This is a genomic window from Kribbella qitaiheensis, from assembly GCF_042657745.1.
Classification (GTDB): Bacteria; Actinomycetota; Actinomycetes; order Propionibacteriales; family Kribbellaceae; genus Kribbella; species Kribbella qitaiheensis.
Map to the genome: position 1 here is coordinate 103,216 of NZ_JBHSKE010000015.1, position 26,749 is coordinate 129,964.

The window sequence follows — 26,749 nt, forward strand, 5'->3', positions numbered from 1 at the left end:
CAGTTGCGCGCCCGGCCGACCAGCGGCAGTCCGCTCCAGGTGATCCTGGAGCGGGCCCGCCGCGTTCCCGACCTCGACCACTTCCCCGGCGTCGACGAGATCAACGCCCGCCTCGCCGACCTCGCCGGCCGGCATCCCGACCTGGTCACCGCCCGCAGGATCGGAACGTCGCGACTCGGCGAGCCGATCACCATGTACTCGATCGGCTCCGGCCCCGACGAAGCCCTCGTGTATGCCGGGGTGCACCCGAACGAGCCGATCGGCTTCTGGACCGCGATCCAGCTGGCCGAGGACCTCTGCGCCGACGACATACTGCGGGCCGGCTGCCGGTGGAACATCATCGGCTGCATCGACCCCGACGGCACCCGCCTCAACGAGGGCTGGTTCGACGGCCCGTGGGACCGGGTGCACTACCTCGCCAACTTCTACCGCCCGGCCCCGGCCGAGCAGGTCGAGTGGTCGTTCCCGTTCCAGTACAAGCAGGCGTACTTCGACAACGTGATGCCCGAGGCGTTCGCCCTGATGCGGGTGATCGACGAGCTGAAACCGAAGGTCGCGGTGTCCCTGCACAACACCGAGCTCGGCGGCGTCTACTACTACGTCACCCGGGACCTGGACGGGTTCGTCGAAGAGCTGCACGAGATCGCCGCGGCTTTCGATCTCCCGCTTGACCTCGGTGAGCCCGAGACCCCGGTCGCCCGCCCGCTCGGCCCGGCCGTCTACGAGATGATCTCGGCCAAGGCGACGTACGACTACTCCGAGAGCCTGGGGATGACGCCCTACTCGAGCTCGGGTGGGTCGTCCGCGGAGTACGCGGAGCGGTACGGGACGGTGAGCCTGGTGGCGGAGCTGCCGTACTGGACCCATCCGGCGGCGGACGATCGAACGCCGAGCGACGTGGCGTATCGCGACGTACTGATCGAGGCCGCTGACGGGTTGGAGCAGGACATCACCGCCCTCGTCGAGATCTTCGAGGCAGCCCGGGCTCACCTGTCGGACGACTCGCAGTTCGTCCGTGCCACCGCCGCCTTCCTGCCGTACCTGGGCAAGCGGCCGGACCGGGATCGGCGCCGGGCCGAGCAGGAGGACCCGGCGCGACTGGCGACCGTCTCGGAGGCGTTCGGCCTGCGCGACATCCACCGCTCCTTCCGGCTCCGGTACGGCGGGATGCTGGTGCGCGCGATCGACGGCGAGATCGCCCGGGGCAGCGCGGCAGCGGAACTCCATCCGCTCGCCAAGCGACTGCGTGCCCTCTACCGCGTCTGGCAGGACGAGGCGCTGACCCTCGAACCAGAGCTGCACCGGGTCCCGATCAACCACCTCGTCGGTGTCCAGTACGCCGCCACCTTCGCGCTGCTGAACGCAGTACGGCGGGAGGGTGTCTGACGTTCAGGCCGCGGCCTCGTTTTACCGCTTGCAAGAAAGCTGGTGGCACCCCGGGGTAGGAAATAGTTGGACGTCCTAGTATTTTGGGGCCAATCCCGAGGAGGTCTGACTGATGGATGCCGAACAGATCGCGACCGGCCGGAGCCGGTGGCAGCAGCGGTACGACGCGTCGCGGCGGCGTGAGGCGGACTTCACCACGTTGTCCGGTACCGAGGTGGAGCCTGTCTACGGGCCGCCCGAGGGGTTCGACGACCCACGGATGGATCGGATCGGCTGGCCGGGGGAGTTCCCGTTCACCCGCGGCCTCTACGCGACCGGGTACCGCGGCCGGACCTGGACGATCCGTCAGTTCGCCGGTTTCGGCAACGCCGAGGACACCAACGAGCGGTACAAGATGATCCTCAACTCCGGCGGTGGCGGGTTGTCCGTCGCGTTCGACATGCCGACGTTGATGGGCCGCGACTCCGACGACCCGAAGTCGCTCGGCGAGGTCGGTCACTGCGGCGTCGCGATCGACAGCGCGGCCGACATGGACCGGCTGTTCAACGGCATCCCGCTGCAGGACGTCACCACCTCGATGACGATCTCCGGGCCCGCGGTGCCGGCCTTCGTGATGTACCTGGTCGCCGCCGAGCGCCAGGGCGCCGACATCACCAAGCTGAACGGCACCCTGCAGACCGACATCTTCAAGGAGTACATCGCCCAGAAGGAGTGGCTGTTCCCGCCGGAGCCACACCTGCGCCTGATCGGCGACCTGATGGAGTACTGCGCCGCCAACATCCCGGCGTACAAGCCGCTCAGCGTCTCGGGGTACCACATCCGCGAGGCCGGGTCGACGGCCGCACAGGAGCTGGCCTACACGCTCGCGGATGGCTTCGGGTACGTCGAGCTCGGCCTCAGCCGGGGGCTCGACATCGACACCTTCGCGCCCGGGCTGTCGTTCTTCTTCGACAGCCACCTGGACTTCTTCGAGGAGATCGCGAAGTTCCGGGCCAGCCGCCGGATCTGGGCCCGCTGGCTGCGTGACGAGTACGGCGCGAAGACGGACAAGGCGCAGTGGCTCCGCTTCCACACCCAGACCGCGGGCGTCTCGCTGACCGCCCAGCAGCCGACGCTCAACGTCGTCCGTACCGCGGTCGAGGCGCTCGCCGCGGTCCTCGGTGGCACCAACTCGCTGCACACCAACGCGCTCGACGAGACGCTCGCACTGCCGACCGATCAGTCGGCCGAGATCGCGCTGCGGACCCAGTCGGTGCTGATGGAGGAGATCGGCGTCACCAACGTCGCCGACCCGCTCGGCGGTTCGTGGTACGTCGAGGCGCTGACCGACAGGATCGAGGCCGAGGCGGAGGAGATCTTTGCCCGGATCAAGGAGATGAGCCCGGACGACACGATGACCGGGGGCATCCTGCGCGGGATCGAGGACGGCTGGTTCATGGCCGAAATCGCGGACGCAGCCTTTGAATACCAGCAGAAGCTGGAGAAGGGCGAGAAGAAGATCGTCGGCGTGAACACCCAGACCGACACCGTCGCCGGTGAGCTGGAGATCCTCCGGGTCAGCCACGAGGTGGAGATCGAGCAGTGCCGGGTACTGGCGGCGCGCAAGGTTCAGCGCGACGAGGACCAGGTGCGTCGTAGGCTGACCGCGCTGGTCGAGGCATCCAGAGGGACCGGCAGCCTGATCGAACCCATGCTGGAGGCGGCGCGTGCGGAGGCCACGATGGGGGAAATCTGTCACGTTCTTCGGGACGAGTGGGGCGAGTACCGAGAGCCCGCCCGCTTCTGAGGACGAGGCGGAGGCCTCCCCACCACCACCGGGGAGGCGCCGCGGCCGGCAGCCGCAGCGCGGGACCCAGCGGCCGGACGGCCGGGGCGTGGTGGTCTGCGGGTCCGACCGCACCATGCTCCGGGTGGTCACCGAACTGGTCGACTCCGGCGAGCACGTCACCGCGATCGTCAACCCGGCCTCGCGGCACTTCGAACGAATCGGTGAGCTCGGCGCACACGTGATGGGCGTCCGGGTGGTCAGCGAGGCGATCCTGCGCAGGGCTGGAATCGATGCCGACGGCGACGATCCGTCCAGTGCCCGGGCGCTCGTGCTGCTGGACGCCGATGACGTTCGCAACGTGCATACCGCGCTGACCGCTCGCGACATGGACCCGAATCTGCGGATCGTCGTACAGATGGTCAACCCGCGCCTCGGCGGTCAGCTGCACAGCCTGCTGGGCGACTGCGTGGTGATCTCGGGCCCGTCGCTCGCGGCGCCGGCCTTCGTCGCGGACGCGCTGGAGGACGACGAGCTGACCTGGGTCGAGGTGGGCGGCCGCCGGATGGTGGCGGGCCCGGCCGACCTGATCCGCGATCCGCACCTGATCGTGCTCGCCGACACCACCTCGTCGGCGACGCCCGAACTGCTGCCCACCGAGAGCTCGGACCCGGCCGGCGACATCGTCCTCGGTACCGGCATCCGCAGCGTCTGGCGCACCAAGGACGTCCGCCGGGCCGGCTGGTTGATGGCGACCCGCGACGTGTTCGACCGGCGGGTCCGCATCATCGTGGCGGTGATGGCCGGACTGGTGGCGGTCGGCACCGCGCTGACCCACTGGATCGCGAACATCGACTGGCTCCGCGCTCTCTACCTGGCCGCCGGCGCGGTCACCTCGGCCGGGATCGAGGACGACAAGTTCTCGAACGCCGATCCGTGGGCGAAGGTGGCCGGGGTCGTGGTCCAGCTGACCGGGATCGTGCTGATGGCGCTGCTGACCGCGGTGATCGTCGACTCGCTGATCGGGGCCCGGCTGTCCCGGGTGATCGGCGGGGTCCGCGGCCGGCCGAGGAACCACGTGGTCGTCTGCGGACTCGGTACGGTCGGGGCCCGGGTGCTGGAGATCCTGGCCGAGCGCGGGGTCGCCGTGGTCGGCGTCGAGCAGGACGACGACGCCCCCGGAGTACAGACGGCTCATCGGTTGCGGATCCCGGTGATCATCGGGGACAGCGCGAACGAGGAGACCCTGCGGTCGGCCGGTGTGCAACGCTGCCAGGCGGTGCTGGCGATCACGAACGGCGACATCACCAATCTCGAGTCCGCGATGGTGGTCCGGCAGCTGAACCCGGACGCCCGGATCACGATGCGGATGTTCGACCACGACCTGGCCCAGCGGGTCGAGCGGCAGCTCGGTCTCGGGCACAGCCGGTCCGTGTCGATGCTGGTAGCGCCGGCGATCGCCGCCGCGGTCGCGAACCGGCGCAGTCAGGCGACCGTTCCGGCCGGTCGGCGGGTGCTGCTGCTCACCGAGGTCTCGGTCGAGCGGAACTCCGTCGCGGTCGGCAAGCGCCTCGGCGAACTGGACGAAACCGGCGGTCTGCGGGTGCTCGCCCGGCAGGAGGACAGCAAGTGGGATTGGTCCCCGGCGTTCGACAAGACGCTCCGGCCGGGCACCCGGATCGCTGTCGCCGGCACCCGGAGCGGGCTGGCGAGACTGCTGCTGGCGACCCGCGCTCCGCACCGTTCGGAGCCGTCGGAGAGGATGGACCCATGAACGTTCGTAGTGAGCTCGGAATGCGAGGACAGCGGTGAGCCAGCCAAACTTCTCCCGTCCCGGGGCGATCGACCTGTCGTCCCTGCGCAACCCACCCGCGCCGCCGCGGCCCGGTGGACCGAGCGGTCCCGGTGGCCCCAGCGCGCCGGGCGCTCCCGGAGTCCCGCCGGGCGGTGCCCCCGCCGGCGGACCGTACGTGCTGAACGTGACCGAGCCGACCTTCCAGGCCGACGTCATCGAGCGCTCGATCCAGGTCCCGGTACTCGTCGAGTTCTGGTCGCCGCGCTCGGAGGCGTCGCTCGCGCTCAGCCCGGTGCTGGTCAGGCTCTCCACCGAGTACGGCGGCAAGTTCCTGCTGACCCGGATCGACATCGACACGAACCCTCAGCTAGCCCAGGCGGTCGGCGTCCAGACGGTGCCGCTGGTGATCGCCGTACTGCGCGGTCAGGTGGTCCCGCTCTTCCAGGGATCCGTCGCCGAGGCCGAAGCGCGCCAGTACGTCGACCAGTTGCTGACCGTCGCGGTCGCCAACGGCATCACCGGCCGCACTGACCCGGTCGGCCCGGCAGGCCCCGCCGAGGAGGCCGAGCCCGAGCCGGACCCGCGGTACGAGGCGGCCGAGAACGCCGTCGGCGCGGGTGACCTGGACGGCGCGATCGCGGCATACGAGACGCTGCTCAGGGAGACCCCGAACGACGCCGAGGCGAAGGCCGGGCTGGCCCGCGTCCAACTGGTGAAGCGGACCCGGGACGTACCGGCCGAGGTACGCACCCGGGCGGCGGAGAATCCGACCGACATCGAGGCGCAGCAACTCGTCGCCGACGTGGACCTGATGGGCGGTCACGTCGAGGACGCGTTCAACCGGCTGATCAAGACGATCCAGCTGACCTCGGGCGACGAGCGGGACACCGTCCGGCTCCACCTGCTCGAGCTGTTCGAGGTGGTCGGCGCCGACGACGACCGCGTGGTCAAGGCCCGCCGCAAGCTAATGGCCGCGCTGTTCTGACGCACCTGGAGCTCCCACCGGGAGTAGCCGTACTACGCGGCTCGCCGGTCGCCGCGTAGCCGGACATGGCGGGTGGTGTCGAGGTGAGTTCAACCGCCTCAACACCACCCGCTCCGTTTGCCTGGGGAGCAGGCGTCTGTGTAGAAGCAGGCGTCCCATCAGGTGTCCAGCCCGAAGTGCAGCTTTTGAAGGCGCGCAGCCGCGCAGATGGGACCGCCGAGCCGCCCCCGCAGGTAGATCAGTCAGACGGCTGGATCCGTGGTGTGGGTCGGTCGGCTGTGCGGATCCGCGGTACGGGTCGGCCGGGCAGGTGGATCGGTGGTGCGGGTCGGTCAGGCGGGCGGGTGGATCCGTGGCGTGGGGTCGGTCAGGCGGGCAGGTGGATCCGTGGCGTGGGGTCGGTCGGCTGTCCGGATCCGCGGTGCGGGTCGGCCGGGCGGGTGGATCCGTGGTGCGGGTCGGCCGGGCGGGTGGATCCGTGGTGCGGGTCGGTCAGGTGGGCGGGTGGATCCGTGGCGTGGGGTCGGTCGGCTGTCCGGATCCGCGGTGCGGGTCGGCCGGGCGGGTGGATCCGTGGTGCGGGTCGGTCAGGTGGGCGGGTGGATCCAAGGTGTGGGTCGGTCGGCTGTCCGAATCCGCGGTGCGGGTCGGCCGGGCAGGTGGATCCGTGGTGCGGGTCAGTCAGTCGAGGAGATCCGCAATGCTGGCCGGAGGGGCGGGCGGGGCGCTCGACAGCTTCGCCCGGCGTGGCGTGATCTTCGGTTGCCCTGTCCGCGCGAGGTGCGCTGCGTGGTGGGATCGTTACCCGAGCCGGACTTGCCGACCATCGCGCATCGGATCGTCGTCTGGGTGCCGGCAACTCAGCCCGGTCGGGCGCATGGCGGTCCTGTCCTGGGCTCTGTGGAGCGCGTGACGGGAGGGCGCCGATCCCGATCCCGGCCATCGGCGGTGGTGGCCGCTGGCGGGTTGGCGTGGTGCAGCGCCCTGTGACCTGGGGTCGGGTCGCCGGGTGGACGGGTCTGGCTGCTGGATCCTGGATCGGGCGGGTCGGTGTCGCACCAGGGGTCGAACTGTGCGGCGTGGTTGTTCTCGGGGGTGGCGGTGGTGGTGTGTGCCGGGTTCTGGGTGCGGTTCCGGGCAGGGCCGGACGCCGCGGTGCCGCCGTGGCTGGTGGTGGGTGTGCGGTAGCGGGTTCGGGTGGTGCTGGGGTCGGCCCAGGCGGGTCTGGCGACGGTGACGGTGCCGTGGTGGAGGGTGATGTGCCAGTGGCCGTGGTGGGTGTCGATGTGGTGGCGGCGGCACAGCAGGACCAGGTTGGTCAGGGCGGTGGGGCCGTGGTCGATCCAGGAGATGAGGTGGTGGGCGTCGCAGAAGATGGGTGGTGCTTTGCAGACGACGCAGCCTTTGTCGCGGGCGTTGAGGGCGCGGCGCATGGCGCGGTTGACGAAGCGCTGGGCCATGGCGACGTCGAGGGGTTCGGAGTTGGCGCCGAGCACGATCGGGATGATCTGGGCCTCGCACGCCAGCCGCCGGATCGCGCCGGCGGACAGCCCCTCGCCGTGGACCAGGGTGCCGACCGCGTGGGCGCCTGCGTCGGTGAGGTCTTTGAGGTCGATGGTGATCGTGATGTGCGCTTTCGGGCCGTGCCCGGCCTCCGCCGCGGCACCGCTCGCGGAAGCACCAGTCCGGGCACCATTGCCCGTGCTGCTTGCACCGTCGTCGTTGCCGGTTGCGGTGAGGGTTGCCTGGTCGGTGTCGGCTGGCGTGCGCGGGCTGGCTGCTGTGATGGCGTTGGAGGCGACGTTGAGGACGTCGGTGAGGGCGTCGGCGCGGCGCTTGTCGGGGCCGCGCGGGTCGAGCTCGCCGGTGACGGTCTTGCGGGGCTTGGAACCATCGAGGATCAGGGCCTGGAACAGTTCGGCGTTCTCGTTGGCCAGGTAGCCGCTGAACTTCACCCCCCGGTCCGCGGTCCTGACCCGTAGCTCTTCGCGGGCGTAGGCCTTGTCCTCTTCCGGCGCAGGGCCGTCGGCGTCCAGCAGGTCCCGGGCCCGGCGGGCGGCCTTGCGCAGTTCCGAGGGGTTGAAGTGGCGGCCCAGGGCGACGAGTTGTTCCTCGGCGACGGCCAGGTCCTCGACCGCGACGGTCTTGGGGACGTTCTCCAGTTCGGCCACGATCGCCGCGGCCTGCGCCGGCGACAACACCACCCCCACACCCGTACCGGCATCGGCAGCTGTGTCGCCGCCGTCGGCGTCCACGCCGTCGGTGTCGGTGGCGGGCTCGGGGTCGGCGTTGACCGGTGGGAGGGCGTCGGCCACGGCGGGGTACTTCTTGAGGGCCTTGGCCAGAGCCAGGTCACGCTTGATCACACCGGGGTCGAGGCGGTGCCGAAACGCCAGCAGGCGAGCGGTGTCACCGGCACCGAGGGTGGCGGCGTGGCCAGTGGCGTCGTACGCGGCCAGAACCTGCAGGCGGTAGGTCTGCAACCGGGAGATCTCAGCCTGCAAGGCATCGAGAGCCGCCAGCTGCTCGCTGTCGCTCATCGACCACACCGGCCGCTCACCCAAGATCTCCATACCCGAGACTCTAGACACCGCCGCAGACAGTTTCCGGTCCGGAAGGCCCTTATTTACAAGGGATCCCGAAGATTGACCGAAACTCGATGCAGGCATCGGATCCGGCCAAGTTGTCCACAACCTGACGCAGCCACGGGCCGTGCGCGAGTGGGATGGTATCGAGCCTGGTCGGTGGAATCGGGTCCGGTGGAGGTCCGAATGATGCCCGATCGAGGTCCGGTTGCTGTGAACTATTGACAGTCAGGGTGATTAGTTCTGAGAATCATTCACGTGAGTGTTGTGGAGTCGCCGCCGCCGAGTCTCGAGGCGCGTATCCATGGGTTGTTGCCGGCGTTGAGCCCAGCGCAGGTTCGGGTTGCGAACGAGGTACTGCGTGATCCGGGTGCGGTGGCGTCGTCGACGATCGGGGAGCTTGCGGCTCGGTGCGGCACGTCCTTGCCGAGTGTCACTCGGTTCTGTCTTGCACTCGGGCTCAGTGGGTACGCCGAGCTGCGGCTGACGTTGGCTGCCGAGAGCGGTCGTAGCAGTACGAGTTGGGAGCGGGGGACTGGGTCCGAGGTCGGGCCGGACGACAGCCTCGGGGAGGTGCTTCGCACTTTGCTGCGGGCCGACACCCGGGCGCTCGAGGACACCGTCGCTGCCCTCGACGTCGACGCTCTCGGCGAAGCGGTCCGGGCGATCTCCGATGCCCGGCGGATCGACCTGTACTCCGTGGCCGGATCCGCCTGTGTCGCGGAGGATCTGCGGCTGCGGTTGCACCGGATCGGGCGTGGCGCGAACTGCTGGAGCGATGTACACAACGCGCTCACGAGTGCCGCCTTGCTCGGTGCGGGGGATGTCGCTCTCGGCATCTCGCACAGCGGCGAGACGATCGAAGTACTGGAACCTCTGCAGCGGGCCGGGCGGCAAGGAGCCCGGACTGTTGCCATCACCAACTATCCGCGGTCGCCGTTGGCGCGGGCCGCGGACATCGTGCTGGTCACGGCCGCCCGGGACGTCACCTTCCGAACCGGCGGGATGGCCGGGCGGCACGCCCAGATGATCGTGCTCGACGCGATCTACCTCGGGGTCGCGCAGCGCGACTACCTCTTGGCCGAACAGGCCTTCGACGTCACCGCCGACGCAGTCGCCAACCACCGCACCAGGCGCGCCAACTGAGCCATAGCCATAGCCATAGCCATAGCCATAGCCAGAGCCAGAGCCAGAGCCAGTGCAACACCTCAGCAGAAACTCCCTCGACCCGCCCTTGGAGGAGAACCATGCAAAGCCCCCACCGGATCCTCGGCCCCAGCCGCCGCACCCTGCTACTCGGCGCCGGCGCAACCGCCGCCTCGCTGGCAGCAGCCGGTGCCACTGCCGGCACCGCAGCAGCTACCGCCGGCACCGCAGCAGCTTCAACCGACGCCTTGGCCGCTAACGTTGCTGCAGGCAATCAGGCTGCCGCGATCCCATCGCCCGACACCCTGCCGCTGACCGGCGGCCCGGAGTTCCCGGTCGGACTGTTCTGGCCGCCACATCCCTACGCCAGTACGCCGGAGCGCTTCACCGAGATCGCCGAGGCCGGGTTCGACTTCGTCATCTCGGGCAACTACGCGGGTGACGGCAACATCTTCCAGTACCAGCTCGGTCTGGCGCGTGATGCCGGGTTGCAGATGCTGATCTCGGACGACATCCAGATCCGCAACATGTCGCGCTGGTTCGCCATCTCCGACAACCCGGCCGACTTCCTCACCATCACGCCGGCCGAGGCGCGCGAGTTCTACACCCGGGCCAGGGATGCCTACGGCCCGTTCTCGTCGCTGGCCGGGTTCAACTTCTACGACGAGCCCGGACCGGGCTGGTTCGGCACGCTCGCGAAGACGCTGGAAGTCTCGCGGGAGCTCGCGCCACAGTTGCTGCCCTACATCAACCTGTTCCCGTCGGACGACCCGAACTACTACCGGGACTTCGTCGACGTGGTGAAGCCGTCGCTCGTCTCGTTCGACCGGTACCCGTTGCTCTCCGAGGGCCGCGAGGACGCGAACTACTTCCACAACTGGGCGATCGTGCGGGATGCCGCCCTGCGAGGCGACGTACCGGCGTGGGTGTTCATCCAGACCCTCGCGTACAACGGGCATCGCGAGCCGACCGCGGCTGAGCTGCTCTGGCAGGTCAACGTCAGCCTCGCCTACGGCGCCAAGGGCATCCAGTACTTCACCTACTGGACTCCGGAGGCCGCGCGCGGCGAGGGATTCGGCCCGGCGCTGATCACTGTGGACGGCAAGCGCACCAGCCGGTACGCCGCGGCCAAGAAGATCAACACCACCTGGCTCCACCAGGTCGGACGCGAGCTCAAGCCGTTGGTGTCCGAGTCGGTCGTGCATGCCAACGAGACGCCGTTGCCGAACGGGACAGTCGGCTTCGCCCCGACGGAGCTGGTCACCGGGATCTCCGGGCAACCAGTTGTCGTGGGCACCTTCCGCAGCCGCGACACCGCGGTCAAGGATCGCTGGCTGCTGGTGGCGAACCGGTCTCACAGCGCCAGCACCCGCGCGACGGTGACGGTCGACCCGGCCAAGGTCTACGGAGTCGAGGTGTTCCAGGCGATCTCGAAGCAGTTCGGCGCGCAACGCGGCAGCGACGTACCGGTGAACCTCGCGCCCGGCGCTGCCACCCTGCTCCGGCTCAAGGTGAAGTAACGCTGGTCAGGTGACCGAAGGGCCGGTGTAGACACCGAGGGCGCGGAAGCGGAGCCCCGGCTCGGCGTACTCCTCCAGAGCATGGGCGGTCCAGCCGATGATGCGGGCGAGGGCGAACAAGGCCTCGCCCGCATCCGGCCGGAACCCGTACGCGTGCATCATCGCGGCGACGGCGAGATCGATGTTCGGGAAGCCCGCGAACTGCCCGGTGATCACCCGGACCGTCTCCATCACCGGCTCGCCCGCGATCAGCTCGAAGAGCGCCTCGGCTCGTGGATCGCGCTGCTGGTAGATCCGATGCCCGAACCCCGGTACCGGCTCGCCCGAGCGCAGCTGGTCGGACAAGGCCTCGAGGGGATCCCGCAGGGCTCGGCCGAGGAACTGGTACGCCAAGGTGGTCGCGGCACCGTGGTAGTGCCCGTCGAGCGCGCCGAGCCCGGCCGACACCACGGAGTACAGGTTGGCTCTGGCGCTGGCGGCGACGCGCGCCGCGACGGTGGAGACGGCCAACCCGTGGTCGGCGAGGAGGATCGCCGCGGCCTCGAGCACGCGCGGTTCAGGCGGTCGCGTCGACAGCTTGGGCCACAACCGCGCTCCGACTGTGCCCTCGCCGCCCTCGCCGCCCTCGCCGCCGTCGCCACCCTCGCCAGGCAGCGCCTCGATCAGCACTCCGAGCAGCCGGCGCGCAGCGAGCACCACGGACTCCGGCGCGAGGTCGAACCGCATCGGATCACCAGCACCCAGTACTGCGACGGCAATGCGCAGCTGATCCGTCATGCGCGCACCCGGAGGCGCAACGTCCATCGCGGAGCGGGCCAGCGCAACCAGCTCGGGTGGCGCAGGGAAGGGCTCGCTCTCTTCCAGGCGGCCGGTCCAGAGGAGCTGTGCCACGGACTCCACCGACTGCGTGGTCGCCAGGTCGCGGACGGAGTGACCTCGGTAGTACAACTCCTCGTCGGCCAGTAGCGACAACTCCGACTCGATCCGCTCCACCACGCCGGGGTGATCGACCGTCCGACTCGCCAGTCGCTCGACATCGGCTGCCGCGAACAGGCTGCCGCGACGACCGCGCGCCCGGACGCTGGTGAGCTGACCGCGGCTCACGTAGGCGTAGATGGTCTCCGGCTTCACCTTCAGCCGGCGCGCCACCTCGGCCGTCGTCAGGTAATTCTCGTCACTCTGCTGCGCCATCCGCCGCTCCTCCGAGCGTCTATGTTGACTGGATCAACATTGACAATACTTGATCGCGATTCAACGCTGAGCTTATGACAATCACAGTGGATGGTCCGATCGAAGTGCCCCCGGGGCTGCGCAACGTCATCGTGACGGAGACCGAGCTCGGTGATGTCCGGGGAGGCGAAGGTTTCTATCACTACCGGCAGTACTCCGCGATCGATCTGGCGCGCTCGAAGACGGTCGAGGACGTGTGGTTCCTGCTGTTCGAGGGACGGCTCCCGACCGCCTCGGAGCGGGATGACTTCCTCGCCGAACTGGCTCCGCTGCGGGTGCTGCCGGCCGAAGTACAGGCGGTGTTGCCGGCCATCGCTTCGGCAGGCCCGGTCTTCAACCCGCTGGCAGGGTTGCGATCCGCCCTGTCCGTACTGGCCGCGGCTCGCCAGTTGCCGCCGTTGTGGGACGCGGATCGCGCGCGACGTAAGGCCGATGCCATGCTCGTGTGTGCGGTGACGCCGACGATCCTGGCCGCGTTGTACCGGCTGCGCGAAGGGCAGGAGCCGCTGGAGCCGCGGGCCGATCTCACCGCGGCGGCGAACTGGCTGTACCTGGTGACGAGCCGCGAGCCGGAGGTCGAGCAGGCGCGGGCGATCGAGCACTACCTGATCTCGACCATCGACCACGGCTTCAACGCGTCGACCTTCACCGCCCGGGTGATCGCGTCGACCGGAGCCGACGTGGTGTCGGCCGTCGCCGGGGCGATCGGGGCGTTCTCCGGACCGCTGCACGGCGGCGCGCCGGACCGCGCGCTCGCCAGCCTGGACGAGATCGGTACGCCGGACCGGATCGACGGCTGGGTCCGCGAGAAGGTGTCCGCGGGGGATCGCATCATGGGCTTCGGGCACGCGGTGTACCGGACCGAGGACCCGCGCTCGATCATGCTGCGGGACATCGCCGTCGAGCTGGGCGGCGACCTGGTCGACTTCGCCACCACGGTCGAACGGCGGATCGTGGAGGTGCTCGCCGAGCTGAAGCCCGGCCGCAACCTGTACGCCAACGTCGAGTTCTACGCGGGCGTGGTGATGTCGCTGTGCGGGTTGCCGCGGGCGATGTTCACCCCGACCTTCGCGGTCAGCCGGGTGATCGGCTGGTCCGCCAACATCCTCGAGCAGGCTGACGATCCCAAGATCATCCGCCCGGCCGCCCGCTACGTCGGCCCGGTTCCGCCGGTGCCCGTGCCCAGCTGAATCGGCCCGGCCGAATCAGGCAGCCCCGGCAGCGCCGAGTCAGCCGACCGGCTGTGGGGTGGCGGATCTGAAGTGCATGGTGCCGTCGTCGAGGGAGCCGTAGCGCAAGGTGACCAGGTCGCGGGGGTAGTTCTGGCGGAGCCGCCAGGGACCGTACGAACCCTGGCGGGGCAGGATGGACGCGGCGCGCCGGATGTAGCCGGAGGAGAGGTCGACCACCGGCCGCGGCGGCGCGTCGTACTCGGCGGGGTCGATCTCGGGGACGCAGATCCGGGTGCCGGTGCGGTCCAGGTGGTTGAGCAGCCGGCAGACGTACTGCGAGGTCAGGTCGGAGCGAAGGGTCCAGGAGTTGTTGGTGTAACCGATGCACCAGGCCAGGTTCGGTACTCCGCTGAGCATCATGCCCTTGTACACGAACGTGTCGTGCGGGTCCACCCGCTCGCCGTCCACCGTCAGCTCGATCTTGCCGAGGGCAACCATCTGCAGGCCGGTCGCGGTCACCACCAGGTCGGCCTCGAGGTGCTCGCCGGACCTGAGCCTGATGCCGGTCGGCGTGAACGTCTCGATCTCGTCCGTCACCACGGAGGCCGAGCCGTCCCGGAGCGACTCGAACAGGTCGGCGTCCGGCACCAGGCACAACCGCTGGTCCCACGGCTTGTAGCGCGGCGTGAAGTGCGGATCCGCTGGGATGGAGTCGGGTAGTTGCTTGGCGACCGTGCTGTTCAGCAGCCAGGCGGCATGGGCGGGCCAGCGCCGGAACGCGCTGTAGACCGCGGAGCTGAAGGCGACGTTCTTCCCACGGATCAGCCGGTGCGCGAGCTTCTCCGGCAGCAACGCCCGCAGCCGGTCGGAGAACGCGTCCTTCGCCGGTCGGGACGCCACGTAGCTCGGCGTCCGCTGCAGCATCGTCACGTGTGCCGCCTGCGGAGCCATCGCCGGTACCAGCGTCACCGCCGTCGCCCCGCTGCCGATCACCACGACCCGCCGGCCGCTGTAGTCGAGGTCCTCCGGCCACTGCTGCGGATGCACCACCCGGCCCTGGAACTCGTCGAGCCCGGGGAAGTCCACGACGTACCCGGAGTCGTAGTTGTAGTAGCCGCTGCACACGTAGAGGAACGAGCAGGCGTACGTCTCCTGGCTCGTCTCCACCGTCCACAGCGCTTCGCTGGACGACCACGAAGCCCGTACTACGCGGCGCCCGAAGCGGATGTTCTTGTCGATGCCGTACGTCGTCGCCGTCTCGTGCAGGTACTCCAGGATCGACGGGCCGTCCGCGATCGCCTTCGCCGCCGTCCACGGGTGGAACGGGAACCCGAGCGTGAACATGTCTGAATCCGAGCGCACTCCGGGGTACCGGAACAGGTCCCAGGTCCCGCCCAGGTCCTCCCGGGCCTCGAGCACGGCGTACGAGTGCTGCGGGCTCTGGGTCTGCAGCCGGTAGGCCGCCCCGATCCCGGAAAGCCCCGCTCCGACGACCAGCACGTCCAGATGCTCCACGCGTTCCTCCGCTCGGTCTGTTGAGTGCCCAGTCAACAGTAGGCGAAAAACCCGCCCGGGGGGTTTGTCGATTCCGTCGGAGGCCGTTCGTCAGCAAGATGTCAGTAGAAACCCCGACACAAGGGAGCCAGAGATGGCGCAGTACATGTTCCTGTTGTTCGACACCGAGGACTGGTACGACCAGGTGACGGCGGAGGAGTTCCAGTCCCAGATGAAGTTGCACACCGCGTTCGCGGCAGCGGTGGAGGCGGCCGGCGCCAGCATTCTCGGTGGTGAGGCGCTCGAGCGATCTTCCACAGCGAGCACGGTCAGGCAGGGCAACGGGGAGCCACTCGTCACCGACGGCCCGTTCATCGAGACCAAGGAAGCCCTGGGCGGCTTCTACGTGATCGAGTGCAAGGACCTCGACCAGGCTCTGGCCCTGGCGAAGGTCTGCCCCTCACCCAACATCGAGGTCCGCCCTGTCATGGACACCAGGTCCGGCGCCGAACCCCCGGCCTGAACAACTACATCATCAACTGCTGCGAGCTCGCCCGCATCCCCAGTGGACAGCCGGACGAGGGGTGCCGGCTGCGGCAAGGGGCAGCGGGCGAGCTCGCGCTGGCGCCTGGCGGGCAGTTGCCGCGGCAGCGTGCCCAGCGGGGCAGCCGGGCGAGCTGGCGGCTGGTGAGGTGGCAGCTGGGTGCCGGGAGCGGCCCGGGTGGGGGCGGGGGTTGGGCTTTGAAGGGTGATTCGGGAGTGGGGAGGGGGTGGGTAGGTGATTATGGGTGAGGTGGGGGCTCGAGAAGTTGTGCGGGTGGTGGATGAGGCGCATCGGGAGTTCTGGTCCACGGTGCTGGCTTCGACTGTGCGGTTGACGCGGGATATTGATCTGGCGGAGGACTGCACGCAGGACGCTTTCGTGCAGGCATTGAGGACCTGGCCCGACGGAGTCCCGGCGAATCCGGCCGGCTGGCTCACCACGGTGGCTCGGCGACTCGCGCTGGACCGGCTGCGACGTGAGACGACGCTGCGGCGGAAGTTGCCGCTGCTGATCGAGGATCCGGCCGCGCCGGGAGACGGCGAGCAGCCGACCGACCCGCTCCGGCTCGTGTTCACCTGCTGCCACCCCGCGCTCGCCCGCGACTCCCAGGTCGCGCTGACCCTCCGCCTGATCTGCGGCCTGACCACCCGTGAGGTCGCCGCCTGCCTGCTGATCAGCGAGCCGACCGCGGCAGCCCGGATCACCCGGGCGAAGAAGAAGATTGCCGCCGCGGGAATCCCGTACCGGATCCCCGCCGACGACGAGCTCCCCGACCGCCTGGACGCAGTACTGACGGTGGTGCAGCTCGTCTACACCGCCGGGCACGTCGCGGCCGGTCCCGAGCTGACCCGAGCCGACCTGACCGGCCGTGCTCTGGAGCTTGCCCGGCTGCTGGTGAGATTGATGCCGAGCGAGCCCGAACCCCAGGCACTCCTCGGACTCCTCCTGATGACGCAAGCCCGAGGCGACGCCCGAGTCAGCGAGGACGGCGAACTGGTGCTCCTCGCCGACCAGGACCGCTCCCGCTGGGACGCCCGCCTGCTGGCTGAAGGCGTCTCCCGAGCGACTGCCGCGCTGAACGAAGGCCGAGGGCGCTTCGCGTTGCAGGCCGCGGTCGCCGGCCTGCACGTAACGGCCCCGTCGTGGGAGAAGACCGACTGGCATCAGGTGGTCCGCATGTACGACGCGATGCTGCTCAGCTGGCCATCGCCGATCGTCGCCCTCAACCGCGCAGCCGCCCACAGCCTCGTCCCCGGCGCCGACCTGGACGTAGTACTGACCGAGCTGGATGCCCTAGGCAACGAGCCTGCGCTCAAGTCCTACGCCTATCTGCCCGCCGCCCGCGCCGACATCCTGGCCCGTCTCGACCGCCCCACCGAAGCAGTCAAGGCGTACGACGTTGCCATCGCGCTCACCGTCAACGAGACCGAGAACCGGTTCCTCCAACGCCGCCGCGCCGCCCTGCTCTGAAACACTGGAGCTGTGGACGCAGCGATCGAGTACTTCGAGCAGTACGCCGGCGGCCCGGTGCAGCTGATCGGCCAGGGGATGGAAGGCGTCGTGTACGACCTGGGCGGCGGCGAGGTCGGCAAGGTGTGGTTCGGTCGGCAGCCCGAGGACGTCCGCCCGCTCCAGGCATTCCTGGCAGAACTCTCAGAACAAGACCTGCCGTTCCGTACTCCGGACATCGTCCGCGTGGACCTTGTCGACGGCCGCGCGGTGAGTATCGAGACCAAGCTCCTCGGTACTCCGCTGAGCGAGTCCCTGGCCACTGGCGCGGTCACCCGACAACAAGGCCTGGACCTTTTCGCGGACCTGGTGGAGGCACTCGGCAGGACCACGGCGGGTCAAGCGAGCAAGGCGCTTCCACTGATCGGGGAGTCGACCGCCTCGTGGCGCGGTACTTGGGGAGAGACGCTGGCCGGAGTCGTCGACCGACGGGCAGCAGCGTCACGCCACTACTTACAGAAGGACATCAACGGGTTCGACGAGTTGCTCGAGAGCGTCCAGGCCAAGCTGAAGGCGATCGAGCCGGACGACCTGCAGATCCTGCACGGCGACATCTGCCCGCCGAATCTGCTGATCGACGGGGATGGGCGGATCGCGCTTCTCGACTGGGGATTCCTCACGACGGCGGGCGACAACACCTTCGATGCTTCGACCGCGGCCGGCTTCTTCGACATGTACGGACCCGACGCCCGCCTGATCGACGACCTGCTGCTCGACCGCTTCGAAGCCGCCGGCCACTCGCGGGAGCGCATGTACCTCTACCGAGCCGCCTACGCGATCACCACGGCAACGATCTACAGCCCGGACGCGAGCGACGGCCACTACCTGTGGTGCGTCAACAACCTCAACCGGGCAGATCTCCGGGACGCTGTTTGATCGGACTGCCGTCGCTGAGGTTGTGCAGCACACCCGGTTCGGCAAGGAGGAGCGGCAGCCGCCGTGCGTTGAGCGGCGACACCAGACCCTGGAGTTCCTCAACGGAGTACCAGGAGACGTTGAGGATCTCGAAGCCGTCGGGATTCAAGGTCTCGATGAAGGACGCGTCGTACTGGCCCCCGTCGTACAGGATCTCAATCGCGTCACCCCAGCCTTCCCACCGGGGCAGCCAGTCGATCGCGAGCACTCCCTCGAGGGGCAACGTCGTCCCGAGTTCCTCCTGCATCTCGCGCAGCGCGCCCGACGCGGGATCCTCGTCCGGCTCGACCACGCCGCCGGGGAGTTCGAGGTCCTTCTTGTAGCTGACCTTGCAGAGCAGCACGCGGCCGGCCAGATCGCGGATCACCACGTGCGCGATCACCCGCTTCTTCGGCAGCACCGAGTCCATCAGCGCGGTCCAGCCGGACAGCGTGTCGACCGCGGGATCGTCCCGGCGGAGGCCGTACACCACGACATCGCGGCGCTCGCCCTGCAGCACGGCACCACCGCGCAACAACCCCTCACGCCGGAAGCCCGAGCGGATGGCGACCCGCGCGGACGAGCGGTTCTCGGGATCCACCTCCGCCTGCAGCCGTTCCAGGCCGAGCTCGCCGAAGGCGTAGACCACCAGCAGCCGCACCGCGCGCCGGGCCACCCGCTGTCCGCGGTACGGCTTGTACGTCGTCCAGGAGACCGACCCGACGCCGGGGGAGATCCGGCGGACCTCGACGTTGCCGACCGGCCCGGGCTGCCCAGGGAGCTCGATGGCGAAGTTCACCACCGCCCGGTCGTCCGCGTACAGCGCGCGCCACCGCTCGACCCCCTCGGCCAGGCTCGCGCGGGTCGGCGTACCGGGGAAGTCGAACCAGCGGGCCATCTCGTCGTCGGCCAGGCCGTAGGCGAGGTCGATGTCCTCGTCCCGCCAGGGACGCAGTGTCAGCTCACCATCGGTCAAGGTCGGTTGGGGAGGCACGGCGGTCACCCCGCGAACGCTACCCGATCGGGCCAGGCAGAACTTTCCGCGGACTTCCCGCATCAGAGTCGGTACCGGCGTGCGGGGTCCATCGGGGCGGATGCGACCTCACACGCCGGGCCTTCCAGTTCAGGCGCGGCCGGTACTGCGGGTCAGCCGTCGTGGCGGAACCAGACGGTGCCGAGCGGGGGGACCGAGATCTCGGCGCTGCCGGCCATCCCGTGCCAGCCAGGGCCGTCGGCCTCGATGCCGCCGAAGTTGCCGACCCCCGACCCGCCGTACACCTCGGCGTCGGTATTGACCACCTCTTGCCAGTGCCCGGAGTACGGCAGGCCGACGCGGTAGCCGTGGTGCGGGATCGCGGAGAAGTTGGCCACGCAGGCCAGGGTCGGCTCACCTGGCTCGCCGTACCGGACGAACGAGAAGACGTTGTTGCTTGCGTCGTTCGCGTCGATCCAGGAGAACCGCTCGGGCACGTGGTCGTTGCCCCACAGTGCCTTGGTGTCCCGATAGCTGCCGTTCAGATCCTTGACCAGTTGCTGCAGGCCCCGGTGGTCGCTGTGGTCCAGCAGCCACCAGTCCAGCTCGCCCTTCTCGGACCACTCGGACTCCTGGCCGAACTCGCAGCCCATGAACAGCAACTGCTTGCCGGGATGGGCCCACTGCATCGCCAGGAACGCGCGCACATTGGCGAGCTGCTGCCAGCGGTCACCCGGCATCTTGCGCAGCAGTGAGCCCTTGCCGTGCACGACCTCGTCGTGGGAGATCGGCAGCACGAAGTTCTCGGAGTACGCGTACATCATCGAGAACGTCATCTCGTGGTGGTGGTACTGCCGGTGGATCGGCTCGTGCTCCAGATAGCGGAGCGAGTCGTTCATCCAGCCCATGTTCCACTTGAAGCCGAAGCCGAGTCCGCCCAGATGCGTCGCCCGGGTGACACCCGGCCAGGAGGTCGACTCCTCGGCCACGGTGATGGCGCCCGGCACCCGCTTGTAGAGGGTCGCGTTCATCTCCTGCAGGAACGACACCGCCTCGAGGTTCTCCCGGCCGCCGTACTGGTTCGGCACCCACTGGCCCACTTCGCGGGAGTAGTCCAGGTAGAGCATCGAGGCGACGGCGTCGACCCGCAGCCCGTCGATGTGGAACTCCTCGGCCCAGTAGACCGCGTTCGCGACCAGGAAGTTGCGCACCTGCGGCCGCCCGAAGTCGAACACCAGCGTGCCCCAGTCGGGCTGCTCGCCGCGGCGCGGGTCCGGGTGCTCGTACAGCGGCGTCCCGTCGAACCGGGCCAGCGCCCAGGCGTCCTTCGGGAAATGCGCCGGCACCCAGTCGACGATCACCCCGATGTTTGCCTGGTGCAACGAATCCACCAGGAACCGGAAGTCGTCCGGGTCGCCGAAGCGCGACGTCGGCGCGAAGTACGAGGTGACCTGGTAGCCCCAGGAACCGCCGAACGGGTGCTCCATCACCGGCATCATCTCGACGTGGGTGAAGCCCATCTCGGTGACGTAGGCAACGAGTTCGTCGGCCAGCTCGCGGTACGACTTGCCCTTGCGCCACGAGCCGAGGTGCACCTCGTAGACGCTCATCGGCTCCGCATACGCCTGCGAGGAAGCGCGGTGGTCCAGCCAGGCCGCGTCGTTCCATTCGTACGTCGAGTCGTGCACGACCGAGGCGTTCGCCGGGGGAGTCTCGGCCAGGTTCGCCATCGGGTCGGCCTTCTGCCGCCAGACGCCGTCGCGCCCGCAGATGTCGAACTTGTACCGCGTGCCCGGGCCGACGCCCGGCACGAACAGTTCCCAGACGCCGGACGAGCCCATCGTGCGCATCGGATGCGCGCGGCCGTCCCAGAAGTTGAAGTCGGCGGTCAGCCGGATGCCCTGCGCGTTGGGCGCCCAGACGGCGAACGAAGTACCGGTGACGGTGCCGGTCGGGCCGTCGTACCGGCGGACGTGGGCGCCGAGCACGGTCCACAACTGCTCGTGCCGGCCTTCGCCGATCAGGTGCAGGTCCATCTCGCCGAGCGACGGGAGGTATCGGTACGGGTCGTCGACCTCAAGCGCCGGGCCGTCGGTGTAGGTGACCTCGAGCCGGTAGTCCGGCACCTTGTCGACGTCGAGCACGCCGACCCAGACACCCTCGAACTCATGCTCCAGCTCGACCCGCTGGTCGTCGTACACCGCCGTCACGGTGCTCGCGAACGGCCGCAGCACCCGCAGCGTCACCACGCCGTCGCCGAGGTGCGGCCCGAGCACCTGGTGCGGATCGTGATAGGTCCCGCCGACCAGCCTCTCCAGCACCCCCCGATCGACCTTGACCGCCTTGCTCCCCGTGGACTTGCCGATCGGCTCGACAGACGGAGCCTCATAAGCCGACGCCTGCGCAGGCTCGAACGCCACAACCTGCGGCGCCTCGAATGCCCCCGGGTCGCTCGTCCCGGGCTGTCCCAACGGCTCGGTGGGCGTGGGCTCAGGGGTGGTCGGTGCGGTTTCGGGAGCCGGCTGTGAGGTGGGACCGGCCGGCATCTCGATGGCCTGATGACGCTCTTCGCCCGTCGCCTCGGAGGCCGGCTGTCCCGCCTGGTCGCGCTCGCTCGAATCCATACGCCCATCCTGCCCGATCGAAGCCATTTCCAGTGCACCCCGTACCCGCCGAACCAAGACCTACACGGCTCGGGCACGGACCGGTCGGGGTATGCTGACATACCATGAAGAGGACGTCGGTGAAGCTGCCCGATGAGCTGGATGCCCAGCTACGGCACGAGGCCGCTCGGCGTGGCATGACGATCTCCGAGCTGACCCGCGAGGCCGTCGAGTCCCACCTGGCCGGACGGCACGGTCGCCGACGTCGGCTGCTCGCCGCCGGTGCCGGCCGCAGTGGGCAGTCGGACGTGTCCGAGCGGATCGAAGAGATCCTCGCGGCGGAGGTCGAGCGATAGCACTCATCGTCGATGCCGGTCCGCTCTATGCGTACGTCGATGCGGACGATCGGCATCACGCCGAATGCCTCGAGCTGCTGGCCACACACCCAGGTCCTTTGCTGGTCCCGACCCTCGTGATCACCGAAGTCACCTACTTGCTGGCAAGCCGGCTCGGGACGACCGCCGAAGTACGGTTCCTTGGCGACCTGGCCGAAGGCAACCTGGTCGCTGAGCCCGTAGTACCGCGGGACTGGCTGCGGATCGCCGAACTGGCAGCGGTCTATCGCGACCTGCCTCTTGGTACGGCGGACGCGTCAGTGGTGGCCGCGGCCGAACGGCTCGGCGTCGCCCAGGTAGCGACCCTCGACCGTCGTCACTTCAGCGTCGTTCGGCCACTGCACGTCGACGCCTTCGAGCTGCTGCCCTGACCGTGCCGTCCGGGCGCGTGCTCCTACTCGGTGGTGCTTAGTTGGGCTGCGGCGGCTAGGGGAATGGGGAGCCAGGTGGGGCGGTTGCGGGCCTCGTAGAGGGTCTCGTAGATGACCTTGTCGGCGAGGAACGCGCTCAGCAGGACGCTCTCGTCGCGGGGGTCCGAGCCGGCCACCTCGGCGTACCCGTCGCAGAAGGCGCGGCGGTTCCGGTTGGCCCATTCGGCGGCGCGGTAGGCGATCTGCTGGTCGCCCTGGTGGTCCGCGAGCAAGGAGCGGGCCGCGTAGTCGAAGGAGCGCAGCATGCCCGCGATGTCCTTGACCGGGGTGTCCAGCGCGCGCCGCTCGATCAGCGACTTGGCCGGCTCGCCCTCGAAGTCGATCAGCTTCCAGCCATCGATGGTCCGCAGTACCTGACCCAGGTGGAAATCACCGTGGATCCGCTGCACCGTGACCGGTACGTCGTACGCCGCGAGGGCGTCGAACGCGCGGCGCAGGCCGTCGGCGTACTGGCCGAGCTCGGGGATCGCCGCGACCGCCTTGTCGAGGCGGCGCTTCATCGCGGCCGAGTGCTCGACCATCTGCGACGGCTCCCAGACGTCCGTGCCGAGCGCCTTCGCGAGCTCGGCGTGCACCTCGGCGGTCGCCGCGCCGAGCCGGTGCGACTCTCCCGCGAAGTCGCCGCCGACCTCCTCGGCGTGCAGGTCCGCCTCGGCGTACAGGTCACGCACCGAGGTGGTCGCGTACGACCAGCCGTCGGTGGAGTTCTTCTCGAACGCCGTCATCATCGCCAGGTCGCCGGAGTCGGTCCCGCCGCCGGCGCGCGGCCAGGAGCCTCGCGCAGACCCGAGCACCTCCGGGACCAGGTCCGAGCCGGCCTCGGTGAGCGCCGACTCGATCTCGACCCCGGGATTGCTCCCGGGCTCGAGCCGGCGGAACACCTTCAGCAGCGCGGTGTCGCCGAAGACCAGCGACGTGTTGCTCTGCTCGACCGTGAGGACCAGCGACTGCGCGTCGTCCGGTACCACGAGGCTGCGCTCGGGCGCGTGCACCGGATGGAACTCGAGTCCCTCCAGTCGGCGCCCGTGCGTCAGCGCGTCCAGCCAGTACGGCGTCGCTTCCTTGTCGTGCAGCGCGTCGTACACCCACACCCGGGTGTCGCCCAGGTCCTGTTCGTCCCACTCGCCGATGAACGCGTGGCCCTGGTTGTCGACCGGGGCGGGGTGGTAGCTGAGCGGCAACTGGTAGACCCGGATTGCGTTCTCCGCGCCGGGCGGCCCGGCGCAGTAGACGAACCCGATCCGGACCGCGGGCCAGGCGCCCTCGTCCGACAGCCACGCCGAGGTGGCCATCGCGTCGACGTGGACGTCATGTCCCTTCTCGCCGAACCACCGCTGGTTGGCGCAGAAGGACTGGACCTGGTCCAGATGGGAAGTCACGAAGAGCTCTCCTCACGATCAGCCGCCTTGTTGACCGGCAAGCGGAACCAGTAGAAGCCGTGCGCACCGAGCGTGAGCAGGTAGGGCAGTTCGCCGATGGTCGGGAAGTGCACCCCACCGAGCAGCTCGACCGGCTCCACGCCCTGCCACTGCCGCAGGTCCAGTTCGATCGGCTGCGGAAAGCGTGACAGGTTGTTCACGCACAGCACCACATCGTCACCGAACTCGCGAACGTAGGACAGCACGCTCGGGTTGGAACCGCCTAGATCAGTGAAAGTACCCATGCCGAAACACGGGTGCTGCTTGCGGGTCTGGATCATCCGCCGGGTCCAGTGCAGCAGCGACGACGCGTTCTCCATCTCCGCCTCGACGTTCACCGCCTGGAACCCGTAGACCGGGTCCATGATCACCGGCAGGCTCAGCTTGCCCGGGGTGGCCGTGGAGAACGACGCGTTCCGGTCCGGGGACCACTGCATCGGAGTACGGACGCCGTCACGGTCGCCGAGCCAGATGTTGTCGCCCATGCCGATCTCGTCGCCGTAGTACAGGATCGGCGAGCCGGGCAGCGACAGCAGCATCGCGGTGAACAGTTCCATCCGGTTCACGTCGTTGTCGAGCAACGGCGCGAGCCGGCGGCGGATGCCGATGTTCGCCTTCATCCGCGGGTCCTGGGCGTACTCGCCCCACATGTAGTCGCGCTCTTCGTCGGTCACCATCTCGAGGGTGAGCTCGTCGTGGTTGCGCAGGAAGATGCCCCACTGGCAGGTGTCCGGGATCTGCGGGGTCTGGGCCAGGATCTCCGAGATCGGGAATCGCGACTCGCGCCGCACGCCCATGAAGATCCGCGGCATCACCGGGAAGTGGAACGCCATCTGGCACTCGTCACCACCGGAGTCGCGGTCGCCGAAGTACTCGACCACGTCGCCGGGCCACTGGTTCGCCTCGCAGAGCAGGACGCGGTCGGTGTAGTTCGCGTCCACCTCCTTGCGGACCCGCTTCAGGAACTCGTGCGTCCTGGGCAGGTTCTCGCAGTTGGTGCCCTCCTCCTCGAACAGGTACGGCACCGCGTCGAGGCGGAACCCGTCGACGCCGAGGTCGAGCCAGAACTTCAGCGCCTCGATCATCGCGTCGCCGACGGCCGGGTTCTCGAAGTTCAGGTCGGGCTGGTTGGAGTAGAACCGGTGCCAGAAGTACTGCTGGCGGACCGGGTCCCAGGTCCAGTTCGAGGTCTCGCTGTCGACGAAGATGATCCGGGCGTCGGAGTAGGCGGTGTCGGTGTCGGACCAGACGTAGAAGTCGCCGTACGGGCCGTCCGGATTGTGCCGGGACTCCTGGAACCAGGGGTGCTGGTCCGAGGTGTGGTTCATCACGAAGTCGACGATGATCCGGATGCCGCGGGCGTGGGCGGCCTCCATGAACGCGGCGAAGTCGGCGACCGTGCCGACCTCGGGCATCACGTTCGTGTAGTCGGAGATGTCGTAGCCGCCGTCACGCAGGGGTGAGGGGTAGAACGGCGGAAGCCAGAGACAGTCCACGCCGAGCCACTCGAGGTAGTCGAGTTTCTCGGTCAAGCCTTGCAGGTCGCCGATGCCGTCGGCGTTCGAGTCCTTGAAGGACCGCACGAGGACCTCGTAGAAGACGGCCCGCTTGAACCACAGCGGGTCACTCTTCGTCAGTCCGTGGTGCTGCTCCGGCAGCATGTCGGTCACGCTCACCTCCATCGGGTGTATCCCCTCGGTCCAAACCTAGCGGTACTGCGGTTTGCCGCCGCGCGGCATTCGGACGACGCGCGGGTGGACTCCTGCCCCCAGCACTGGAATCCTCTGTTCTCCCATACCCGATCGGCGCGGCTCCAAAAGGAACCCCGATCGGCACAGTCCTGCAGAAGGCACGGCTGAAGGTGAGTCCGAGCAATGATTGAACGCTGCGGGATGGGCGGGTCCGGACGGCGTTCTGCTCAGTGTGACGGGCGTTTACCAGTACAAGCAAATGGGGCTCGATTGCCCTATTCGCGGTCCGATTCGTGACCCGGAGTACGTTGCTTTCCGGGCTACGGATCGTTATTTTCCGGGGCTCGCGGACTTGCGCGGCTTGCGGACGTACTTGCTGAAGCCGGCGCGTTCGGCGTCGGCCTCGGCACGGAACCAGACCTCGGGTTTGGTCCGTCCGTAGTACGGCGAGTCAGGCGTATGGAACAGCATCGACTGCACTTTGCCCTTGATCGTGAAGCCGTCCGGCGGCCCCTGATGCGGCACCGCCTCGGCCGAGCCCTCGCCGTACCGCCCCGGCGGGACTGCATCGGTTTCGGCCTGTACGTCAGCCGCCGCGGGCTGGGGGTCGTCGAACAGGGTCGGCACGGTGTTCCCGTTCTCCACATCCATCCGTCGTGAGAACGCGGGAGCAGCCACCGCCTTCGCCTGTACCGCGGGCGCCGGCTCGGGCTTCTCCTCGGGCTCGACGGCTACGGCTTCGACGGGTTCTGGCTCAGGGAGCGGTTCCGGGTCGGCGGCGCGGGCTTCCTCGGGGTCGGGCTCCGGATCGAGGAGCCGTTCCGGGTCGGCCGCCACGGATTCCTCGTGCTGGGTCTGGTCGAAGGCTTCGACCGGTTCCTCGTGCAGGCGCTCGGCGGGGTCCTCGAAGCGGCGCGGCGGCGCGGCGGCCGCAGTACCGGCTGCTGCTACGCCGGCCCCGACGAGGACCTGACTCTCCTCGGTCTCCTCGGCCGCCTCGCGGGTCTGCTCCTTGGCGGTTGCCTTCGCGTGCGACTGCCCCCGGCGTGTCAGCAGGAACCAGGTGATCGCAGCGCCGAGCAGGAACGCGAGCAACGCCCACAGCCAGTTGTGCCGCACCAACCACCCCATCAGCGCACGCTCTTCGTACGAGCGGGAAGTGCACGGTGCAGCAGCCAGGCGGCGGCGCTGCCGACCACGAACGCGGCCAGCA

Annotated in this window: 20 protein-coding genes; 12 read left to right on the plus strand and 8 right to left on the minus strand. The window is 68.9% G+C overall.

Annotated features, from left to right (window positions below; all coding sequences use genetic code 11):
• Nucleotides 1-3: 3 nt before the first annotated feature.
• The 4 genes from ACFPJ1_RS14560 to ACFPJ1_RS14575 all read left to right on the plus strand — a co-directional run bounded on the left by ACFPJ1_RS14560 (nt 4) and on the right by ACFPJ1_RS14575 (nt 5,931).
• Nucleotides 4-1,386: a M14 family zinc carboxypeptidase gene (locus ACFPJ1_RS14560; RefSeq protein WP_380104144.1), complete on the plus strand. Its 1,383-nt coding sequence runs from the start codon at nt 4-6 to the stop codon at nt 1,384-1,386.
• Between the two features lie 112 nt (nt 1,387-1,498).
• Entirely contained in the window at nt 1,499-3,172 is a 1,674-nt protein-coding gene (locus ACFPJ1_RS14565; RefSeq protein WP_380104145.1) for an acyl-CoA mutase large subunit family protein, read from the plus strand.
• Nucleotides 3,093-4,925 carry an NAD-binding protein gene (locus tag ACFPJ1_RS14570; protein ID WP_380104146.1) on the plus strand — a complete coding sequence of 611 codons (1,833 nt, stop codon included), beginning with the start codon at nt 3,093-3,095 and terminating at the stop codon, nt 4,923-4,925. The genes ACFPJ1_RS14565 and ACFPJ1_RS14570 overlap by 80 nt, the downstream gene beginning before the upstream one ends.
• A 34-nt stretch (nt 4,926-4,959) precedes the next feature.
• Entirely contained in the window at nt 4,960-5,931 is a 972-nt protein-coding gene (locus tag ACFPJ1_RS14575) for a co-chaperone YbbN (RefSeq protein WP_380104147.1), read from the plus strand.
• Between the two features lie 860 nt (nt 5,932-6,791).
• On the opposite strand, the gene ACFPJ1_RS14580 is transcribed toward ACFPJ1_RS14575, so the two are convergent.
• Nucleotides 6,792-8,504, minus strand: a complete 1,713-nt coding sequence (locus ACFPJ1_RS14580; protein WP_380104148.1) for an HNH endonuclease signature motif containing protein — start codon at nt 8,502-8,504, stop codon at nt 6,792-6,794.
• Between the two features lie 270 nt (nt 8,505-8,774).
• Between ACFPJ1_RS14580 and ACFPJ1_RS14585 the strand changes: the two genes are divergently transcribed.
• Both ACFPJ1_RS14585 and ACFPJ1_RS14590 read left to right on the plus strand, forming a co-directional pair.
• Entirely contained in the window at nt 8,775-9,662 is an 888-nt protein-coding gene (locus ACFPJ1_RS14585; protein ID WP_380104149.1) for a MurR/RpiR family transcriptional regulator, read from the plus strand.
• Between the two features lie 101 nt (nt 9,663-9,763).
• Entirely contained in the window at nt 9,764-11,182 is a 1,419-nt protein-coding gene (locus ACFPJ1_RS14590; RefSeq protein WP_380104150.1) for a hypothetical protein, read from the plus strand.
• Between the two features lie 6 nt (nt 11,183-11,188).
• Here the strand turns inward: ACFPJ1_RS14590 and ACFPJ1_RS14595 are convergent, their stop codons facing one another.
• Complete coding sequence (locus tag ACFPJ1_RS14595; protein ID WP_380104151.1) at nt 11,189-12,373, minus strand: citrate synthase; 1,185 nt, start codon at nt 12,371-12,373, stop codon at nt 11,189-11,191.
• A gap of 74 nt (nt 12,374-12,447) precedes the next feature.
• On the opposite strand from ACFPJ1_RS14595, the gene ACFPJ1_RS14600 reads away from it, so the two are divergent.
• Nucleotides 12,448-13,602: a citrate/2-methylcitrate synthase gene (locus ACFPJ1_RS14600; RefSeq protein ID WP_380104152.1), complete on the plus strand. Its 1,155-nt coding sequence runs from the start codon at nt 12,448-12,450 to the stop codon at nt 13,600-13,602.
• A 39-nt stretch (nt 13,603-13,641) separates the two neighbouring features.
• Here the strand turns inward: ACFPJ1_RS14600 and ACFPJ1_RS14605 are convergent, their stop codons facing one another.
• The gene (locus ACFPJ1_RS14605) at nt 13,642-15,099 is read right to left on the minus strand and encodes a flavin-containing monooxygenase (protein WP_380104153.1); all 1,458 of its coding nucleotides are present in this window, start codon (nt 15,097-15,099) and stop codon (nt 13,642-13,644) included.
• 133 nt (nt 15,100-15,232) lie between these two features.
• On the opposite strand from ACFPJ1_RS14605, the gene ACFPJ1_RS14610 reads away from it, so the two are divergent.
• The 3 genes from ACFPJ1_RS14610 (at nt 15,233) to ACFPJ1_RS14620 (ending at nt 18,007) form a co-directional block, all read left to right on the plus strand.
• A complete protein-coding gene (locus ACFPJ1_RS14610; RefSeq protein ID WP_380104154.1) occupies nt 15,233-15,601 on the plus strand; it encodes a YciI family protein in 369 nt (122 codons plus the stop codon).
• A gap of 270 nt (nt 15,602-15,871) precedes the next feature.
• A complete protein-coding gene (locus ACFPJ1_RS14615; RefSeq protein WP_380104155.1) occupies nt 15,872-17,092 on the plus strand; it encodes an RNA polymerase sigma factor in 1,221 nt (406 codons plus the stop codon).
• 12 nt (nt 17,093-17,104) lie between these two features.
• On the plus strand, nt 17,105-18,007 hold the full coding sequence (locus tag ACFPJ1_RS14620; protein WP_380104156.1) for an aminoglycoside phosphotransferase family protein: 903 nt from the start codon (nt 17,105-17,107) through the stop codon (nt 18,005-18,007).
• Here ACFPJ1_RS14620 and ACFPJ1_RS14625 read toward each other — a convergent pair.
• Nucleotides 17,976-19,028, minus strand: coding sequence for an NUDIX hydrolase (locus ACFPJ1_RS14625; RefSeq protein WP_380104157.1), 1,053 nt, complete (start codon nt 19,026-19,028; stop codon nt 17,976-17,978). The genes ACFPJ1_RS14620 and ACFPJ1_RS14625 overlap by 32 nt on opposite strands.
• Before the next feature lie 143 nt (nt 19,029-19,171).
• Nucleotides 19,172-21,364 carry a 1,4-alpha-glucan branching protein GlgB gene (glgB, locus tag ACFPJ1_RS14630; protein ID WP_380104337.1) on the minus strand — a complete coding sequence of 731 codons (2,193 nt, stop codon included), beginning with the start codon at nt 21,362-21,364 and terminating at the stop codon, nt 19,172-19,174.
• A 362-nt stretch (nt 21,365-21,726) separates the two neighbouring features.
• Here glgB and ACFPJ1_RS14635 point away from each other — a divergent pair, with 362 nt between their 5' ends.
• Together ACFPJ1_RS14635 and ACFPJ1_RS14640 are read left to right on the plus strand one after the other, a co-directional pair.
• Nucleotides 21,727-21,957 (plus strand): ribbon-helix-helix domain-containing protein, encoded by a 231-nt coding sequence (locus tag ACFPJ1_RS14635; protein WP_380104158.1) that lies wholly within the window; start codon nt 21,727-21,729, stop codon nt 21,955-21,957.
• Between the two features lie 5 nt (nt 21,958-21,962).
• Nucleotides 21,963-22,367 (plus strand): type II toxin-antitoxin system VapC family toxin, encoded by a 405-nt coding sequence (locus ACFPJ1_RS14640; protein WP_380104338.1) that lies wholly within the window; start codon nt 21,963-21,965, stop codon nt 22,365-22,367.
• 23 nt (nt 22,368-22,390) lie between these two features.
• On the opposite strand, the gene ACFPJ1_RS14645 is transcribed toward ACFPJ1_RS14640, so the two are convergent.
• The 3 genes from ACFPJ1_RS14645 to ACFPJ1_RS14655 form a co-directional block, all read right to left on the minus strand.
• The gene (locus ACFPJ1_RS14645) at nt 22,391-23,806 is read right to left on the minus strand and encodes a maltokinase N-terminal cap-like domain-containing protein (RefSeq protein WP_380104159.1); all 1,416 of its coding nucleotides are present in this window, start codon (nt 23,804-23,806) and stop codon (nt 22,391-22,393) included.
• On the minus strand, nt 23,803-25,527 hold the full coding sequence (gene treS, locus ACFPJ1_RS14650) for a maltose alpha-D-glucosyltransferase (RefSeq protein ID WP_380104160.1): 1,725 nt from the start codon (nt 25,525-25,527) through the stop codon (nt 23,803-23,805). Before treS ends, ACFPJ1_RS14645 begins: the two co-directional genes overlap by 4 nt.
• A gap of 339 nt (nt 25,528-25,866) precedes the next feature.
• Nucleotides 25,867-26,667: a sunset domain-containing protein gene (locus tag ACFPJ1_RS14655; RefSeq protein ID WP_380104161.1), complete on the minus strand. Its 801-nt coding sequence runs from the start codon at nt 26,665-26,667 to the stop codon at nt 25,867-25,869.
• Between the last annotated feature and the right edge of the window lie 82 nt (nt 26,668-26,749).

Excerpts from the sequence above, each read along its gene's own strand:
- ACFPJ1_RS14590 (WP_380104150.1), top strand. The coding sequence starts at position 9,764 with ATGCAAAGCCCCCACCGGATCCTCGGCCCCAGCCGCCGCACCCTGCTA.
- ACFPJ1_RS14635 (WP_380104158.1), top strand. The coding sequence starts at position 21,727 with ATGAAGAGGACGTCGGTGAAGCTGCCCGATGAGCTGGATGCCCAGCTA.
- ACFPJ1_RS14565 (WP_380104145.1), top strand. The coding sequence starts at position 1,499 with ATGGATGCCGAACAGATCGCGACCGGCCGGAGCCGGTGGCAGCAGCGG.
- ACFPJ1_RS14595 (WP_380104151.1), bottom strand. The coding sequence starts at position 12,373 with ATGGCGCAGCAGAGTGACGAGAATTACCTGACGACGGCCGAGGTGGCG.
- treS (WP_380104160.1), bottom strand. The coding sequence starts at position 25,527 with ATGGAGGTGAGCGTGACCGACATGCTGCCGGAGCAGCACCACGGACTG.
- ACFPJ1_RS14655 (WP_380104161.1), bottom strand. The coding sequence starts at position 26,667 with ATGGGGTGGTTGGTGCGGCACAACTGGCTGTGGGCGTTGCTCGCGTTC.
- ACFPJ1_RS14600 (WP_380104152.1), top strand. The coding sequence starts at position 12,448 with ATGACAATCACAGTGGATGGTCCGATCGAAGTGCCCCCGGGGCTGCGC.
- ACFPJ1_RS14580 (WP_380104148.1), bottom strand. The coding sequence starts at position 8,504 with ATGGAGATCTTGGGTGAGCGGCCGGTGTGGTCGATGAGCGACAGCGAG.
- ACFPJ1_RS14610 (WP_380104154.1), top strand. The coding sequence starts at position 15,233 with ATGGCGCAGTACATGTTCCTGTTGTTCGACACCGAGGACTGGTACGAC.